Raw genomic sequence first — 15530 nt, forward strand, 5'->3', positions numbered from 1 at the left:
AGTTCACAAGGCATTACCGTGTTGGCTCGTGCTGGTGCTGCTGCCTCCCTCCGAAACCAAGTCCGACGGTGGTTCGGGTGGACCCCTGGATCTGGATTCCCTGTCGATGCCGCAGCTCAGCGCGGTGCGCGACAAACTCGTCACCGAGGTGATCGGGCTGGCCGCCGATCCCGACGCCGCGCGCGCCGCGCTGGGGTTGGGCAAGGGGGCTGACGCGGAGATCGCGCGCAATGCCGCGCTGCGCACCTCCGCGACACGCCCGGCGCTGGATCGGTATACGGGTGTGCTGTACGACGCGCTCGATGCGGCCGGTTTCACCAAGGCGCAGCGCGCCAAGGCCGAGGCGCGGCTCGGGATCGGGTCGGCGTTGTTCGGCGTGGTGCGGGCGGGCGATCCGATTCCCGCCTACCGGCTTTCGGGCGGGTCGAAACTGCCGGGGCTGCCGACGCTGCAGGCACTGTGGAAGCCGGTGCTGGCGGACGCTTTGCGCGCGGAGGCGGCCGGGCAACTGGTGGTGGACCTGCGGTCGGGCACCTACATGAACCTGGGCCGGGTGCCCGGCGCGGTGACCGCGACCGTGCTCACCGAACGTCCGGACGGTAAGCGAACCGTGGTGAGTCACTTCAACAAACACCACAAGGGGCTGCTGGCGCGGGCACTGGTGCTCTCGCGCACCGAACCCTCCGACATCGACGGGCTGGCGAAGCTCGCCGAGAAGTCGGGGCTGCGCACCGAGATCGCCTCGCCGTCCGAGTTGCTGATCATCACGTCCTGACCGCTGTCGGACGAGGGCTCTCGCCCCTGCCTCAGATATACGGAAACTTGGCTCGGCCGGGCCACTCGAGCTCGATAGAGTGGCCTGGTGGAACCCAATGATCTGGATCCGGAAGTCCTCGAGCTGGCGAGCAAGATCTTCGACCTCGCCCGCAGCGGCGACGCCGCCACCCTCGGCGCGTACCTCGATGCCGGTGTCCCGGTGAACCTCACCAACGAAAACGGCGACACCCTCCTCATGCTCGCCGCCTACTACGCCCACCCCGCAGCGGTGACCGCCCTCCTCGACCACAAGGCCGACCCCAACTTCGGCAACGACAAGGGCCAAACCCCGCTCTCCGGCGCGGTCTTCAAGGGCTCCGACGAGATCGTCCATGCCCTCCTCGCCGCGGGCGCGGACCCCAACGCGGGCAGCCCGTCCGCCCGCGATGCCGCCGAAATGTTCGGCCAGACAAAGTATCTGGCCTTGTTCGACAAATAGGGTGACGGACTTCCTGGCCGACCTCGCCGCCACGCTGATACGCAATGGCTCGGTGCCCCCGGACGCGATCCGGGGCTGCACCGACGCCGAAATCAACGCTCTGATGGCCGCGCAGAACGTAACGACTCTGCCGACGACATTCCGAAAGTTCCTGTCCTACACCGGCAGAAACCCGTACTGGTTCAGCCGCAACGACGAAGCCGACTACGAGTGGCTACTCGACGCGAAACAGTACGCGCGCGAGACCGTCGAGGAATACGGCCACGACTTCACCGAGTTCGAGGGTGCCTTCATCTTCCAGACCCACCACGACTACATGTTCCATTACTTCCGGACCGAGGATCTCACCCTTCCGGACCCTCACTTCTGGGTTTTCCGTGGCGACTCTCCCCCGGAGCGCAGTGAGGTCGCGTTCTCCCAGCACCTGCGGCTCTGGGCCGAATACCGTGTGCGACCGGACTATCCAGGCTGAGTCCAGACAGTAGCGGCCGGAAACCCACGGAGCGTACGTGGCCCCGTGGGTTTCGTCAGAGTTCCCGCTGCAGGATCAGTAGCAGACGGGGCGCCAGAGGGTTCCGCACCACATCTGGTTCAGATCGACTGAGCCGCTGGAGATTTCGGTGTTGCTCACCGGCTGGGGCTCGGAGGCGGGTGCCTGGTCGAGGTGGACTTCGGCTTGGGCCGGGGTGGCGGATAGCAGGACCGCGCCGGTCAGTAGGGTGCCGGCGATGATGTGGCGATTGACTCGAATCATTTGAAACCCGATCTTCCTGAGTTGATTTCGGTGACGAATGACCCCCGCCACTGGATCGAGCGTCGCTATCGGATTGTTACGAACAATCTTATTCGCAAACCGGAAGGCGTTCAGCCGAGGGGGATCTCGGAGGAGAGGGAGGGGATGGCGTCGAGGGTGGAGAGGACCTCGGCGGGGAGGGGGATCGCGGCGACTTCGAGATTGGCTTCGAGGTGGGCGGTTTGGGAGGTGCCGGGGATGAGCATGATGTTGGGGGCATGGTGGAGTAGCCAGGCGAGGCCGAGTTGGGCGGGGGTACAGCCGAGGGCTTGGGCCGTGGCGATGACGACCGGGTTGTCGGTGACCTTCGGCATGGCGGGGAACGTGCCGCCGAGGGGGAAGAACGGGATCCAGGCGATGCCTTCTGCCACACAGAGTTTCACCAGATCCTCGTCGTCGCGGGCGACCAGGCTGTAGGCGTTCTGAACGCAGACGATGCCGGCGGGGAGAGCCTGCCGCAGGCCGTCGAGGGTGACGGCGCTGAGGCCGATCGCGCCGATCTTGCCCTCGTCACGCAGCGCGATCATGGCGGCGAGTTGGTCGTCCAGGTCGACGACCTGATCGCCGGACGCCCGCAGCCCCGGCCCGGTGTCGAGGCGGCGCAGGTTCACCACCGGGATGCGGTCGAGGCCGAGCGAGGTGAGATTGTCTTCGACGCTGGCCCGCAGTTGCTCGGGTCGTTGCGCCGGGCGCAGCGGGATGCGGGCTCCGGGGTCGGGGTCCGCACCGACCTTGCTCACGATGACGACACCGTCCTCGGGCGTGAAGGCGTCGCGGATGAGCCCGTTGACGTAGCGGTCACCGTAGAAGTGGGCGGTGTCGACGTGGTCGACGCCCAGTTCCCAGGCGCGGCGCAGCACGGCGAGCGCGGCGGCCCGGTCGTCCGGCAGGCCCGCGAGCCGCATCGCACCGAATCCGATGCGCGACACGGTATGTCGGCCGAGCGTGCCGGGGCCGCCGGGGCGCGGCACGCCCGAGGGGGCGAGGGTGGTCGCGGGCGGGATGTTCGTTGTCATGGGAGTCCTCCCACATGAGATGATGGCCGAAGCGGAGGAACCTCCGCTTAATCCGACTATACCGGAGGTGCCTCCGATTTGAGCCCGGCCGATTCCGCGTCCGCCCATGACAAGCCTCGGGCTGCCCGCGCCCCGCGCGCGGACGCCCAACGCAATCGCGACCGACTGCTCGAGGTCGCCCGGGTCGCGTTCGCGAATGCGGGTGACACCGTGAGCTTGGAGGGCATCGCCCAGCAGGCCGGTGTCGGCATCGGCACCCTGTATCGCCACTTCCCCAATCGCGAGGCGCTGGCCGAGGCCGTCTACGCCGCCGAGCTCGACGATGTCACCGCCGCCGTCGAGGCCCTGCTCGAGCAGCACCCGCCGGAAGTGGCATTGCGGGCGTGGATGGGGCGGTACGCCGCCTTCGTGGCCACCAAGCGCGGTATGGCCGACACGCTGCGCGCCGGGTGGGCCTCCGGCCGGATCGCGATACCGGTGACGCGGGAACGCATTACGGGCGCGATCGCGACGCTGCTGGCGCGGGGAGTCGAAACCGGTTCCCTGCGTGCCGATGTCGAAGCCGCGGATATCACGGTCATGCTGCTGGGGATCCTGCTCACCACGGCGGGCGATACGGGCGAACAGACCGAACGACTACTCGACCTCATGCTCGATGCCCTGCGGCCGAGCCCGGTCCCGCGATGATGACGGTTGCGGGATCGCGGCCCGGCCCGCTGCTAGGTTGGGCGGGGTGGAACTGTTCGCACAGTCTTGGAGCGCGCTGCGTACCGCAGTCGGCGAACTCTCCGACGAAGACTTCGGGCGGCCGTCCGGCTGCGCGGGGTGGCTCGTGCGAGATCTGTTGTGCCACTTGGTCATCGATGCCCAGGATGTATTGATCACCCTGGTGACGCCGACCGAGGCCGAGCCGAACCGCGATTCGATCACCTACTGGCGGGTGAGCGACACTCGACCCACCGGCGACGACCCCCTGGACGCCTTGATCGTCCGGCTGGCCGCCGCCTACCAGGACCCGGCCCTGCTCACGTTCCATCTCGACGACGTCGGCGCCGCCGCGGGTCGCGCCGCCGCCCTCGCCGATCCGGCCCAGCGCGTCGCCACCCAGGACTACGCCCTCACCACGGCCGACTACCTCGGCGCCTACGTCCTGGAATGGACCCTCCACCACCTGGACCTGATCGCCAACCTCCCGCACGTGACTCCCCCACCCACCGAAACCCTCACCCGCGCACGCGAAATGCTCGAGCAGATTGCCGGAACCCCCTTCCCGGCCTCGATCTCCGACACCGAGGCCCTCCGCATCGGCACCGGCCGCCGCACCCCCACTCCCGCCGAATCCACCGAACTGGCGGCCCTGGCCGCCCGCCTCCCCTTCGTCCTCGGCTGACCACCTGTGTGGCCGGCCGAACGTGGTTCAGGGCGTGGCGGATTGCACGAGTAGGGCACCGAGCAGCATGGTCAACGCTCCGGCCAGCTGGGCCGGGGTGAGCGACTGGCCGAGCAGCAGCCAGGCGAGGGCGGCGGCGATCAAGGGTTCCGCGACCGCCAGTACGCCCGCCAGGGTCGGGGGTAAGTCGCGCAGAGAGCGGAGACCGGCCAGATAAGGCAGGACGGTGCCGGCGACGGCAAGCGCGAGGAGGATGATACATACCGGGGTCCGCAGACCGCCCAGAACGGCTGGGGCCGTGAGTAATCGGGCGGGCAGGGTCCACGGCGGCGTGAATACCGCCACCGTCACCGCACCGATGGTCAAGCCGACGGCGGTCAGCCCGGCCGGGTCGTGACTACGCGCGCCGCGCTCACCGAGCAGGAAGTACGCGGCCGAGCAGACCGCCGAACCCAATCCCGCGAGGATGCCCAGGGCATTCGGATGCGCGACCTGCCAGAGCTGCGCAACCACGGCCAATCCGGCCACCGCCAGCCCGATGCCCAGCCACACCCGGCCCGGCAGCTTCGTGCGCCGCACCACCCGCACCCACAGGGCGACCAGTACCGGCGCGAGATTGACCAACACCATCGCCGTCCCGACCGGAACCTGCTGCACGGCAACGAAGAACAACAACTGCACCCCGGCGACACCGAGCAGGCCATAACCGAGCAGCAACCACAGATCGGCCAGCCGGAAGCGTAAGGCCCAGGGCCGCACCAGCGCCACGATCGGAAGCAACAGAACGGCGGCCAACGTGATGCGAGCCGAGGTCACCGCCGCCGGTGACCAGCCCGCATCCATCACCGCCTTCGCCAATGGTCCGGAACTCGCGAACAGCGCCCAGGAGGTGAGGCTCCATCCGATTGCCGAGGTCCGGACCGGCACCCGCTCAGTCGTTTCCGTCGTCGTCACAGCAGCAGTGTGATCAGCCATGGGCCATCCGGCCACCGCATTTCCTGGCGGCATACCGCCGGCCGACGGTCGCCCTCAGAGGAAGACGCGCGCGTTCTCCAGCCAGAACCAGGCATCGTGGCCGTCGGCGGTGAGGTCGGTGTCGGCGAGGGATCTGCGTTGGGTGACTCGCAGGCAGAAATCGAGGGCACTCCCCCGGACTCGCTGCGCGGCATCGTCGGGGCCCCACACCCACACCGCGCCATCCGGTCCGGTCAGTTCGACCCGGAAGGGCGCTGTCGGGATGGGCAATTGGGCGGCATAGAACGACAGGCCGACCCCGGCCACGCCCAGCGCGGCGACGTGCCGGAGGCGAGCGGTGGGAGGGTGGGCGACACCGAGGGTGTCGTAGATGTCCTGTCCGTGCGCCCAGGTTTCCATCAGGCGCAGCGGGACCATGAGGGTCGCGGTCAGGTCCGAGCCGAACCACGGGAAGGACTGATCGAGGGGGATGTCGCGGAGCGCTGTCGCCAGTTCGGCTCGGCCGCTGCGCCATTCGTTCAACAGGGCCGATCGGGGTTTCGCTGCTCCCTCCTCGGCGTCGAGGTCGGCGGCGCGCGGACCCGCGGCTTCGGCTTGTTTCAGCACGGTGGCGAAGGTACCCGGGGTACGGATTGCGATGAGTACGTTCGCGTCGGCGACGGCCAGATGCGCGATCTGATGGGCGATTGTCCACCCTGCGGCGGGGGTGGGCGCGGTCCAGTCGTCGTGCGCGGAGACCAGTGCGTCGAGCTCATCTCCCTCGGCCACCAGATCGGGTACCGCGAGATCGCGGTTCACTTCGGACACGTCGAGGCCGTAGTCCAGCATCGGTAATCACCTTCTCGCGCAGGGTCGAACATGATCACCACCACGATAGCCTCGGGGACTACTGAAAGAGCTTGAGCAGGTTGACGATCAGGCGGTCCACTCCGTAGAGGAAGGGGAGGGTGACCCAGGACCAGGCGAAGATCAGTAGTGGGATGCGGCGGGGTGGGGTCGGTTCCGGGGTGGTCATTGCGGGTCTCCCTGCGGGACGGCCGGTTCGGCGGGCTTTCGGTGGTGCTTTGGCGATACGGGGCGGATCAGTTCGTTGGCGAGGAAGCCGACGCACAGCAGGGCGATCATGATGGCGAAGGATGTGCCGTAGAGGGACGGGCCGGATTTGCCTTGGCGGGCACCGGAATCGGCGATGGCGTTGACGATGAGCGGGCCTGCGACGCCGGCGACGGACCAGGCGGTGAGCAGGCGGCCGTGGATCGCGCCGACCTGGTAGGTGCCGAACAGGTCCTTGAGATAGGCGGGGACGGTGGCGAATCCGCCGCCGTAGAAGGACAGGATCACCATCGCGCCGAGGATGAAGGCGGGTTTGTTGTCGCGGCCCACCGACCACACCAGGACGTAGGCGAGGGCACCGACGCCCAGGTAGATGCGGTACATGTGCTTGCGGCCGATGAGATCCGACAGGGACGACCAGCCGATGCGGCCGCTCATATTGGCCGCCGACAGGACGGCCACGAATCCCGCTGCCGCACTGGCGGATACCGGCGTCGAGGAGTGTTTGAAGAAGTCGACCACCATGGGTGCGGCCTTCTCCAGGATGCCGATGCCCGCGGTCACGTTGAAGCACAGCACGATCCACAGCAGCCAGAACTGCGGGGTGCGGATCGCGTCGTTCGCGGCGACATCGTGGGCGCTGACGAGCTTGCCGGTGGTGGCGGGCGGCTCCCAGCCCGCGGGCCGCCAGCCTGGCGGCGGGACCCGGACCAGTAGCACGCCCACGGTCATGAAGACGGCGTAGACGAGCCCCATCACGAGGAAGGTCTCCGCGATGCCGCGGTGATCCTTGCCGAAGTCCGAGAGCATCTCGGTGGTCCACGGGGAGGCGATGAGCGCGCCGCCGCCGAAGCCCATAATGGCGAAACCCGTTGCCATGCCCGGCCGGTCGGGGAACCACTTGATCAGCGTGGACACCGGCGAGATGTAGCCGATGCCCAGGCCGATGCCGCCGATGAACCCGTACCCCAGGACGATCAGCCAATATTGGCTGAGCGCCGCGCCCAGCGCCGAGACCAGCAGTCCGGAGCAAAAGCACACCAGCGAGACGGCCATCGCCCAACGCGGCCCGCGTTTCTCGACGGTCGTGCCGCCGAAGGCGGCCGAAAGTCCCAGCATCACAATGGCGATCTGGAACGGCAGCGCACTCCCGGTGCCGGAGATGTGCATCGTCTTCTCGAGCGGCGGCTTGAACACGCTCCACGCGTACGCCTGCCCGATGGCGAGGTGGATGGACAGGGCCGCCGGTGGCACCAGCCAACGGCTCCAGCCCGGCGGTGCGGTGACACGGGAAAACCTCATGGCGTCAGCTACTGCTGTCATGTTCTGCCCCAAATGTCCGACGTGGGGCGATCATAGGACGACTGCATACCGGACCGTTGGGTATCGGACGAGGATGGCGGACTCGGCCGCACGCGTCCGGCCCGAGCGGCGGAAGTGCCACCCGGGCCGGACTTTTGCGCGGTTACTGGGTCCGCTGATAGGTGCGGAAGGCCGACAGCGCCCAGGCGAACGCGAGGGCGGCCAGGGCCGTCAGGTAACCGAGATGCGCGGCGACGAACCCGGCGTCCGCGGTGCCCGCCAGGCCGGTGCGGCCGATGTCGACCGCCCAGGTGACCGGGTTGAACTTCGAGATCGACTGCACCCAGCCGGGCATCAGCGCGGTGGCCATCATGCCCGAGGACAGGAACGTCAAGGGCAGGATGATCAACTGGGACATGCCGATCAGGGCGATCTGACTGCGTGTGATCAAGGCCAGAGCGACCGAGCCCGCGCAGAAGATCGCCGCCAGCAGGGTCGCCGCCGCCAGCGCGAGCAACATCCCGACCACGCCGCCGGGATAGCGTGCGCCACCGGCGAATCCGATGAGCAGCACCAGCGCCGACTGCACCAGGCCGATGGTGAGCTGAACGCCGAGTTGCCCCGCCACCACCGCGCTGCGCGAAACCGGCGCGGTCAGCAGCTGATTCATGACGCCGTTGTCGATGTCCTCGATGTAGCCGGTGCCCGCCCAGACCCCGGAGTACAGGACGGTCATCATCAGGACGCCGGGAGCCAGGAAGGTGATGTAGTTGGCGGCCCCGAAGCCGGGGATGTCGCCGACGGACTTGAACACCTGGCCGAACAACAGGATCCAGACGATGGGCTGCAGCAGCGCCGCGAAAACACCCCAGGATTCGCGCAGGGTGTTGACCATCCAGCGCCGGAAGATCTGGCCTGCCGCCACCGCCCAACCGGCCGTGGGGGTTTCGCGGGGCAGGTCGTAGGCGATCGCGGTCATGCCGCCACCTCCGCGGTCTCGCGGTGGTTGTCGGCCCGGTAGGAACGGCCCGCATAGTGCAGGTACACGTCATCGAGGGAGGGCCGGGAGATCGACACCGCACCGAAACCGATGGCGGCGGCGTCGAATTCGGACAGGACCCGGCCGATCACGCCGGACGGATCGTCGGTGCGGGCGATGAGTTTGCCGACGGGGCCGTCCTGCTCGATGACGATGTCACGCAGGGACGCGATGGATTCCCCGACCGCGCGCACGGCCGCCACATCCGGATCGATGAGCTCGACGGTGAGGGTGTCGCCGTCCAGCGTCGACTTCAGCTGCGCCGGTGTGCCTTCGATGACCGCGCGCCCGTGGTCGATGATGACCAGCCGGTCGGCGAGTTCGTCGGCCTCCTCCAGATAGTGGGTGGTGAGCACGACGGTGAGCGCCGCCTCGGTCGCCAATCGCCGGATCTCCGACCACATCTCGGCGCGCGCCTGCGGGTCCAGGCCGGTGGTCGGCTCGTCCAGGAACAGCACCGACGGGGTGTGCACCAGCCCGACGGCAACGTCGAGCTTGCGCCGCATACCGCCGGAGAGCTTGGCCACCTTACGCTTTCGCGCGTCGCCGAGCTGGAACTGATCCAGCAGCCGGTCGGCACGCAGCACGGCGTCGTGGCGGGACAGGCCGTGCAGGCGCGCGGCCATGACCAGGTTCTCGAAGGGTGTCTGACGCGGGTCCGCGCCGGAGCCTTGGGAGACATAGCCGATGCGATGCCGGATGGCCGCGGCATCGGTGGTGACATCGAATCCGGCCACTCGCGCGGTGCCGGAGTCGGCGCGCGAGAGGGTGGTGCAGATCTTGGTGGTGGTGGATTTGCCCGCGCCGTTGGGGCCGAGCATGCCGTAGACGGTGCCCGCGGCGATGCTGAAGCTGAGGCCGTCCAGGGCCCGCACATCGGGCTTGCGGCGGCCGCCGGGATAGGTCTTGACCAGGTTGTGCACCTCGACCGCAGCCGAGGGCAAGGGGGTGATGGACATGGTTGTGTTCCTCGTGTCAGGTACGGGGAACGACCACGGAAACCAGTGGATATGCTGATGAATGCAGTTCGAGCATCCGATGGTTCGCCGTCGGTCGTTCGGATCCGGCGGAGGCTCGGGTGTTGGCGCACCCGGGCCACCGTTGTCTTCAGGCGGTTAGCTCGGTGGTTTCGGCATCCCCCACTCCTCCAGGAAAAGGTCGGCGACGTTCTGCGGAATCTGCCCGGGCGGGTGCTGCGCGGCCAGCTTGGTCATGGCGCGCCAGCCGTCGAGGCCGCCCAGTACGCCGGATTCGATGCGCTCGGCGACCTCCGCGGTGAAGTCCCGATCGGCGCGCAGCAGGCGGACCTCGTAGTTGCTCTCGATCAGCAGGACCTCGGGCAGCCAGGAGGCCACGGACTCTTCGATGTCGCGGATCTCGGTGATCCGCTTGTCCAGCACCGCGACTCGGCGACGCAGCACCGCGGCCGCCTCCTCGGGGCCCAGGACCGGCAGGAAGGACAGGGCGGCCATGAACCGCGGGTATTCCTTCTCCGGCTCGGAGATCCAGGCGCGCAACCAATCTCGCAGTTCCGCGGCTCCGGATTCGGTGATCCGGTAGACGGTGCGGGCGGGCCGGTTGCCGTCCTGCTCCTCCCCGACCACCTCGATGAAGCCCTGCGCCTGCAGTGATTCGACGACGGGGTAGAGCGCGCCGTAGTTGATGCGCACGCTGCCGTCCTTGCCGCGCTGCTTGAGGGTCTGCGAGATCTGGTACGGGTGCATCGGGCGTTCCCAGAGCTGCGCGAGGACGGCCAGCGTCAAGGGATTGACCCGGCGAAATGCCCGCTTCCCGGCCACACGCACCTCCTATTACTCTGTCCAGAGTATTGGCTACTCTGAACAGAGTACTCCTCGCTGTGCGATAAACAAGGCGTGCCAGCTTCTCGCCGCAAGACCACCAACCGCCGAACCGTCCTCGCCGGGGCGGGCGCGCTCGCAGTCGGCACGGCCCTCGGCGCGGCCGGATGCAAGGATTCGGGCTCGCCGGCCCCGGCGACCACCGCCGACGCCGCGCTACCGGCGGCCGCCGACTCCGGGATCGACCACATCATCGTGGTGATGATGGAGAACCGCTCCTTCGACCACTACCTGGGCTGGCTGCCCGGCGCGAACGGCAAGCAGTCGGGGCTGACCTTCACCGACCGCAACGGCAAGGCACGCAAGACCTTCCATCTGGCCACCACCCAGGGCTGCCAGTACAACGACCCCGATCATTCCTTCGACGGCGGCCGCACCGCGTTCAACGACGGCAAGTGCGACGGCTGGCTGCGCGCCGGGCAGAACGACGAATTCCCCATCGGCTATTACCAGCCCGGCGATCTCGACTTCTATGCCAAGGCCGCACCGGCCTGGACGGTGTGCGACAACTACTTCTCCGCGATCATGGCCGAGACCTTCCCCAACCGCTGCTACCAGCATGCGGCGCAGACGGACCGCATTCACAACTCCATGACCGTGTCCACCCTGCCGACCATCTGGGATCGCTTGGCGGCGGCGGGAATCCAGGGCCGCTACTACTTTCACGACGTGCCGTTCCTGGCGGCGTGGGGCACCAAGTACGTGTCCATCAGCCACCTGTTCTCGACCTTCCTGGCCGATTGCGCGGCCGGGACGCTGCCGCCGGTCTCCTTCGTGGATCCGAAGTTCCTCGACGAATCCACCGGCACCTCGGCCGACGATCACCCGCACGGGGATATCCGTGCGGGACAAGCGTTCCTGAATCAGGTGTATCAGGCGGTCACCAAGAGCCCGGCCTGGTCGCGCACGATGCTGATCATCAACTACGACGAGTGGGGTGGGTTCTTCGACCATGTGCCGCCGCAGACCGCGCCGGACGCCAATCCCGCGTGGGGGCTGCGCGGATTCCGGGTGCCGTGCCTGGTGATCTCACCGCTGGCGCGGCGCAAGCACGTGGCGAGCGAGGTGTACGACCACGCGTCGGTGTTGAAGGCCATCGAATGGCGTTGGGGGCTACCGTCATTGACGCCGCGTGACGCGGCCGCCCGCAATCTCGCCGAGGTGCTGGACTTCACCAGCACGCCGAATCTCGATGCGCCGCAATGGGAGGTGCCGGGCGTCACCTCACCGCGCTGCACGCCGTCGGTAGTGGCCGACTTCGAGCAGTGGACCAGCCTGCGCAAGGTGGCCGAGGCGGCGGGCTGGAAGTTCTGATCCCACAGCCACTTCCACGCCGCCGTCGCGACTACTGCGTGGTGTGGCCGGGCAGCACGCAGACCGCGTCCAGGCCGAGCACGTGATTCAGGCGGCCGAAGGCGAGCCAAGAGCCCAGGCACATGGACAGTTCCACGATCTCGGCATCGGTGTAGAGCTTCTTCATGCGGGCGAAGAACTCGTCGTCGAGGGCGTGGTGGTCCAGCGCGTAGACCTCGGCGTATTCGGCGGCCATGCGGGTGCGGTCGTCGAAATTCGTGGTGGTGCGCCAGTCGGTGACGTCGTCGGCGAAGGACTCCTCGACCTTCTCGCCACCGCGGTCGGTGCGCCAGTCCAGGCAGAACAGGCAGCCGTTGATCTGGGCGATGCGCAGTCGCGCGGCCTCGAATTCGCGCAGGCCCAGGGTGGAATGGGAGTAGACGGCGAGGGAGAAGTTGGAGGCGGCCACGCCGATGCCGGGGACCATTTCGCCCCACACGTAGCCGATCGGGTCCTTGCCCTCGGGAATGTCGATGATCATGCCGGGTTCCTTTGCAGTGTTGATTGCTGCCCGAGAGTGGTCACTGCCTTCCGAGCGTGCCGAAGGGCAACGGGACATCGAGGGCGTCGTAGAGGCCTGGTTCCGCGTCGGCCAGCCAGGGGATGGCGTTCACCAATCTGCCCACGGCCGTGGCGTTTCCGCCCGCCGAGTGATTGCCGTCCTCATCGGTGGCCTGGACGGTGATCTCGATGCGTGGACGGCCCTCGATGAGGACGCGGTGCGCGCCCGCACCGCTGGGTGGCTGCGGCCAATCCGGTGCGCAGCTCGCGTGGATACGGGTGACGTGTTCGATGATGATGCGCGGGCTGCCGTCGACGATGCCCTGTACCTCGAAGCGGACCGCGCCCTGGGTGCCCGCCTCGAACTTGCCCATCAGCTGGGTCTCGACGGTGTCGTCGAGTGCCCGGCGTTCCACGACCTCACGAATGTCGGTGAGCGGCACGCCGAGTCCGCGGGCGATCATGCGAATCTGGCCGCCCCACACCATGGTCGGGATGGTGGGCGCGAGCATCGGAGGCTGATAGTCCAGGGGCTGGCCCATACCGACCAGGTAGCGCACCGAGTCGGGCTGGTCGTAGGTGGTGTAGTCGAAGATCTCCTGGCAGCGCAGCACATCCACGGTGCTGCCGAGGCCGCTCATCAGCAGCGGCAGGATGTCGTTGCCCCAGCCGGGATCGATGCCGGACACGAACAGCGCGCCACCGCCGTCGACGGTGGCCTTCGCGACCCGGTCGCGCAGTTCCGCGGGGGCGCTGCGGTGGTCGTAGAGGGCGTAGAGCGCGGGGGTGACCACCACGGCTCCGGTGCGCAGGGCACGTTCGATGTCGGCGAGGGCGTCGTCGGGACGGATGTCGCCGGAGGCGGCGTACACCACGGCTCGCGGGCCCGCGGCCAGGGCGGACTCGATGTCGTCGGTGGCCGCGATTCCCAATTCGGTGTCCAGCCCGGCCAATTCGCCGGCGTCACGGCCGACCTTGTCGGGGTTGTGGACCAGGACGCCGGTCAGTGCCAGTCCGGGATGGGCGGCGACGGCCCGGATGGCGGCACGGCCGACATTGCCCGTGCCCCAGACCAGGGTGGAAATCATGAAACTGAACGTAGCAAATGCTTGGTAGGTTGATGTCCGATTCGGCTACATTGCGGTATGGATTTCGAAGCACTCGAGGCGATTCGCCAACTCAAGCACCGCTACCTGCGGAGCCTGGACCTCAAGCAGTGGGACGACTACGGCGACACCATGTGCGAGGACATCGTCGGCAAGTACGGCTCCCCCTCCGGCGGGCTGCCCGCCGAATTCCGTGGCCGCGATGCGATCGTCGACTTCATGCGCAATGCGCTCGACGGCAAGAACATCATCAGCGTGCACGTCGCCAACCATCCCGAGATCACCGTCGACGGCGACACCGCCAGTGGCAGTTGGTGTCTGGAGGACACCATCATCGCCGCCGACTACGGGATACTGATCCGCGGCGCCGCGTACTACCACGACACCTACCGGCGCGAGGACGGCGTGTGGCGCATCGCCACCACCGGTTACCAGCGGCTCTACGAGTACACGACGTCCACCAAGGACCTGCCCAGCTTCACGCTCACCGCCAATCTCTGGGCACCCGACTCGGCCGAAGCACACGGCTGATCGGAAACCGCTGCGCCGCCGCATGGTTAACGCGTGCCCGAAACCTGCCGATCATGAGTGCGACAGTCGATCATGGCTGTGACACACGGGTGCCCGCACCCCGCCCCGCCGGGTGCGGGCACCGATTCGAGCAACGCTAGGAAGCACATGCGCAAGACCCTGCTGGCCCTGTCCGGAATCGCCCTCACCACCGCCGCCATCATGCTGCCCACCGCCCCGGCGCAAGCCGCGAGCGGCGCCTGGGGCGCGATCGCGGTGTCCGACAACGGCGATCTGGGCTGGGGCTGGAACTACGACACCGAGGACCAGGCCAACCAGGCGGCCATCGACAAGTGCGGCGTGGCCAGCTGCTCCGTCATCACCACGTTCCCGAAGTGCGGCGCGGCCGCCTTCTCCAACTCGATGAACAAGTACACCGGCGGCTTCGGCGATACGCCCGCCGCGGCCGAGCAGAACGCCGAATGGTACGGCGACTCGGTCATCGTGCGCGCCGCCATCTGCAACGACTGACGCCGCCGGCCGGGCGACGGACCCTGACACCGCCGCCCGGCCCGAATTACTTCCGCCGCAATCACTTTCCGCCGCGCATCGGCACGCCCGCTCAGCGTTCGGCGGCCTCGACGGCTTTGCGGACCACGTCGGCGGGAGCGGGGGTGGCCGGGTGCTCCCAGAAGGGTTCGGCGGTGGCGTAGGGCGTGCCGTAGACGGGGGTGCCGGGCTGGGTGCGCCAGCTGTCGGCGAGGGTGCCGATGTCGAGGGTGTCGTAGCCGAGAGCGCTGATCAATTGCGCCGCTGCGGCTTTCGCTTCCGCATCGTCGCCCGCGATCGGGAGGGCGGTGCGGTCGGGTGCGCCCGCCGGGCGAGCCAGTTCGCCCAGGTGGCGGAACAGGATGTTGTTGAACGCCTTCACTACTCGTGAACGCGGCAGATGGCGTTGCAGCAGTTCGGAACTCGTGGCGGTGCCCGCCGCCAGGTCGGCGAATTCGCCGTCGCGGCCGGGCGAGTAGTTGTTGGTGTCGATGACCACCTTGCCTACCAGCGGTTCCACGGGGACCTGCTGATACGCCTTCAGCGGAACCGTGACCACCACGATGTCGCCCGCGGCGGCCGCCTCGGCGGGCGTCGCGGCCCGCGCCCGCTCCCCCAGCTCCGACACCAGTTCGGCCAGCGTCTCCGGCCCGCGTGAATTGCTCAGCACCACATCGATCCCCGCGGCCACGGCCAGCCGGGCCACGGTGCCGCCGATATTCCCACTCCCGATCAATCCAAGTGTCGTCATGCCCGCAGCCAACACGGCGCGCTCCGGCCTTGTTCCCGCAACGATCGGCCCACCCGCCGCTCGGCATCTGCGCGCGCT

The 15530-nt window shown here is 68.0% G+C and carries 20 protein-coding genes; 8 read left to right on the plus strand and 12 right to left on the minus strand.

The window, feature by feature from the left end:
* Positions 1-28 precede the first annotated feature (28 nt).
* The 3 genes from yaaA to ACFXHA_RS13600 all read left to right on the plus strand — a co-directional run bounded on the left by yaaA (position 29) and on the right by ACFXHA_RS13600 (position 1727).
* The gene (yaaA, locus tag ACFXHA_RS13590) at positions 29-775 is read left to right on the plus strand and encodes a peroxide stress protein YaaA (RefSeq protein ID WP_379356273.1); all 747 of its coding nucleotides are present in this window, start codon (positions 29-31) and stop codon (positions 773-775) included.
* Between the two features lie 84 nt (positions 776-859).
* On the plus strand, positions 860-1255 hold the full coding sequence (locus tag ACFXHA_RS13595) for an ankyrin repeat domain-containing protein (RefSeq protein ID WP_379356685.1): 396 nt from the start codon (positions 860-862) through the stop codon (positions 1253-1255).
* 1 nt (position 1256) lies between these two features.
* On the plus strand, positions 1257-1727 hold the full coding sequence (locus tag ACFXHA_RS13600) for a hypothetical protein (protein WP_379356275.1): 471 nt from the start codon (positions 1257-1259) through the stop codon (positions 1725-1727).
* A gap of 75 nt (positions 1728-1802) precedes the next feature.
* On the opposite strand, the gene ACFXHA_RS13605 is transcribed toward ACFXHA_RS13600, so the two are convergent.
* Together ACFXHA_RS13605 and ACFXHA_RS13610 are read right to left on the minus strand one after the other, a co-directional pair.
* Positions 1803-2009, minus strand: coding sequence for a hypothetical protein (locus ACFXHA_RS13605; RefSeq protein WP_379356277.1), 207 nt, complete (start codon positions 2007-2009; stop codon positions 1803-1805).
* 110 nt (positions 2010-2119) lie between these two features.
* Positions 2120-3064: an aldo/keto reductase gene (locus ACFXHA_RS13610; protein WP_379356279.1), complete on the minus strand. Its 945-nt coding sequence runs from the start codon at positions 3062-3064 to the stop codon at positions 2120-2122.
* A 78-nt stretch (positions 3065-3142) separates the two neighbouring features.
* Here ACFXHA_RS13610 and ACFXHA_RS13615 point away from each other — a divergent pair, with 78 nt between their 5' ends.
* Positions 3143-3751 carry a TetR/AcrR family transcriptional regulator gene (locus tag ACFXHA_RS13615; RefSeq protein WP_379356281.1) on the plus strand — a complete coding sequence of 203 codons (609 nt, stop codon included), beginning with the start codon at positions 3143-3145 and terminating at the stop codon, positions 3749-3751.
* Between the two features lie 46 nt (positions 3752-3797).
* Positions 3798-4454: a maleylpyruvate isomerase N-terminal domain-containing protein gene (locus ACFXHA_RS13620; protein WP_379356283.1), complete on the plus strand. Its 657-nt coding sequence runs from the start codon at positions 3798-3800 to the stop codon at positions 4452-4454.
* Between the two features lie 27 nt (positions 4455-4481).
* Here the strand turns inward: ACFXHA_RS13620 and ACFXHA_RS13625 are convergent, their stop codons facing one another.
* From ACFXHA_RS13625 to ACFXHA_RS13655, 7 genes are all read right to left on the minus strand, one after another.
* Positions 4482-5408 (minus strand): DMT family transporter, encoded by a 927-nt coding sequence (locus ACFXHA_RS13625; protein WP_379356285.1) that lies wholly within the window; start codon positions 5406-5408, stop codon positions 4482-4484.
* A gap of 75 nt (positions 5409-5483) precedes the next feature.
* Positions 5484-6257 (minus strand): TIGR03084 family metal-binding protein, encoded by a 774-nt coding sequence (locus ACFXHA_RS13630; RefSeq protein WP_379356287.1) that lies wholly within the window; start codon positions 6255-6257, stop codon positions 5484-5486.
* Positions 6258-6315: 58 nt separating this feature from the next.
* Positions 6316-6444, minus strand: coding sequence for a hypothetical protein (locus ACFXHA_RS13635; protein WP_379356289.1), 129 nt, complete (start codon positions 6442-6444; stop codon positions 6316-6318).
* Positions 6441-7805 (minus strand): OFA family MFS transporter, encoded by a 1365-nt coding sequence (locus tag ACFXHA_RS13640; protein WP_379356291.1) that lies wholly within the window; start codon positions 7803-7805, stop codon positions 6441-6443. Before ACFXHA_RS13640 ends, ACFXHA_RS13635 begins: the two co-directional genes overlap by 4 nt.
* Positions 7806-7947: 142 nt before the next feature.
* Complete coding sequence (locus ACFXHA_RS13645; RefSeq protein WP_379356293.1) at positions 7948-8763, minus strand: ABC transporter permease; 816 nt, start codon at positions 8761-8763, stop codon at positions 7948-7950.
* Positions 8760-9782, minus strand: coding sequence for an ABC transporter ATP-binding protein (locus tag ACFXHA_RS13650; protein WP_379356295.1), 1023 nt, complete (start codon positions 9780-9782; stop codon positions 8760-8762). The genes ACFXHA_RS13645 and ACFXHA_RS13650 overlap by 4 nt, the downstream gene beginning before the upstream one ends.
* 156 nt (positions 9783-9938) lie before the next feature.
* Positions 9939-10622: a PadR family transcriptional regulator gene (locus tag ACFXHA_RS13655; protein ID WP_379356297.1), complete on the minus strand. Its 684-nt coding sequence runs from the start codon at positions 10620-10622 to the stop codon at positions 9939-9941.
* A 75-nt stretch (positions 10623-10697) separates the two neighbouring features.
* Here ACFXHA_RS13655 and ACFXHA_RS13660 point away from each other — a divergent pair, with 75 nt between their 5' ends.
* A complete protein-coding gene (locus ACFXHA_RS13660) occupies positions 10698-11996 on the plus strand; it encodes an alkaline phosphatase family protein (RefSeq protein WP_379356299.1) in 1299 nt (432 codons plus the stop codon).
* A 31-nt stretch (positions 11997-12027) separates the two neighbouring features.
* On the opposite strand, the gene ACFXHA_RS13665 is transcribed toward ACFXHA_RS13660, so the two are convergent.
* The gene (locus ACFXHA_RS13665) at positions 12028-12516 is read right to left on the minus strand and encodes a carboxymuconolactone decarboxylase family protein (protein ID WP_379356301.1); all 489 of its coding nucleotides are present in this window, start codon (positions 12514-12516) and stop codon (positions 12028-12030) included.
* A 40-nt stretch (positions 12517-12556) separates the two neighbouring features.
* Positions 12557-13624 (minus strand): dihydrodipicolinate reductase, encoded by a 1068-nt coding sequence (locus ACFXHA_RS13670; protein ID WP_379356303.1) that lies wholly within the window; start codon positions 13622-13624, stop codon positions 12557-12559.
* 57 nt (positions 13625-13681) lie between these two features.
* Between ACFXHA_RS13670 and ACFXHA_RS13675 the strand changes: the two genes are divergently transcribed.
* The gene (locus ACFXHA_RS13675) at positions 13682-14173 is read left to right on the plus strand and encodes a nuclear transport factor 2 family protein (RefSeq protein WP_379356305.1); all 492 of its coding nucleotides are present in this window, start codon (positions 13682-13684) and stop codon (positions 14171-14173) included.
* A gap of 147 nt (positions 14174-14320) precedes the next feature.
* Positions 14321-14683: a DUF4189 domain-containing protein gene (locus ACFXHA_RS13680; protein WP_379356307.1), complete on the plus strand. Its 363-nt coding sequence runs from the start codon at positions 14321-14323 to the stop codon at positions 14681-14683.
* Between the two features lie 91 nt (positions 14684-14774).
* Here ACFXHA_RS13680 and ACFXHA_RS13685 read toward each other — a convergent pair whose 3' ends face one another.
* A complete protein-coding gene (locus ACFXHA_RS13685) occupies positions 14775-15452 on the minus strand; it encodes an NADPH-dependent F420 reductase (protein WP_379356309.1) in 678 nt (225 codons plus the stop codon).
* Between the last annotated feature and the right edge of the window lie 78 nt (positions 15453-15530).

Origin of the sequence: Nocardia sp. NPDC059240, from assembly GCF_042753865.1 — a bacterium.
Taxonomy (GTDB): domain Bacteria; phylum Actinomycetota; class Actinomycetes; order Mycobacteriales; family Mycobacteriaceae; genus Nocardia.

Coding starts and splice junctions, on each gene's coding strand:
- ACFXHA_RS13605 (WP_379356277.1), bottom strand. CDS start 2,009: ATGATTCGAGTCAATCGCCACATCATCGCCGGCACCCTACTGACCGGC.
- ACFXHA_RS13665 (WP_379356301.1), bottom strand. CDS start 12,516: ATGATCATCGACATTCCCGAGGGCAAGGACCCGATCGGCTACGTGTGG.
- ACFXHA_RS13635 (WP_379356289.1), bottom strand. CDS start 6,444: ATGACCACCCCGGAACCGACCCCACCCCGCCGCATCCCACTACTGATC.
- ACFXHA_RS13640 (WP_379356291.1), bottom strand. CDS start 7,805: ATGACAGCAGTAGCTGACGCCATGAGGTTTTCCCGTGTCACCGCACCG.
- ACFXHA_RS13650 (WP_379356295.1), bottom strand. CDS start 9,782: ATGTCCATCACCCCCTTGCCCTCGGCTGCGGTCGAGGTGCACAACCTG.
- ACFXHA_RS13670 (WP_379356303.1), bottom strand. CDS start 13,624: ATGATTTCCACCCTGGTCTGGGGCACGGGCAATGTCGGCCGTGCCGCC.
- ACFXHA_RS13685 (WP_379356309.1), bottom strand. CDS start 15,452: ATGACGACACTTGGATTGATCGGGAGTGGGAATATCGGCGGCACCGTG.
- ACFXHA_RS13645 (WP_379356293.1), bottom strand. CDS start 8,763: ATGACCGCGATCGCCTACGACCTGCCCCGCGAAACCCCCACGGCCGGT.
- ACFXHA_RS13675 (WP_379356305.1), top strand. CDS start 13,682: ATGGATTTCGAAGCACTCGAGGCGATTCGCCAACTCAAGCACCGCTAC.
- ACFXHA_RS13680 (WP_379356307.1), top strand. CDS start 14,321: ATGCGCAAGACCCTGCTGGCCCTGTCCGGAATCGCCCTCACCACCGCC.
- ACFXHA_RS13610 (WP_379356279.1), bottom strand. CDS start 3,064: ATGACAACGAACATCCCGCCCGCGACCACCCTCGCCCCCTCGGGCGTG.
- ACFXHA_RS13630 (WP_379356287.1), bottom strand. CDS start 6,257: ATGCTGGACTACGGCCTCGACGTGTCCGAAGTGAACCGCGATCTCGCG.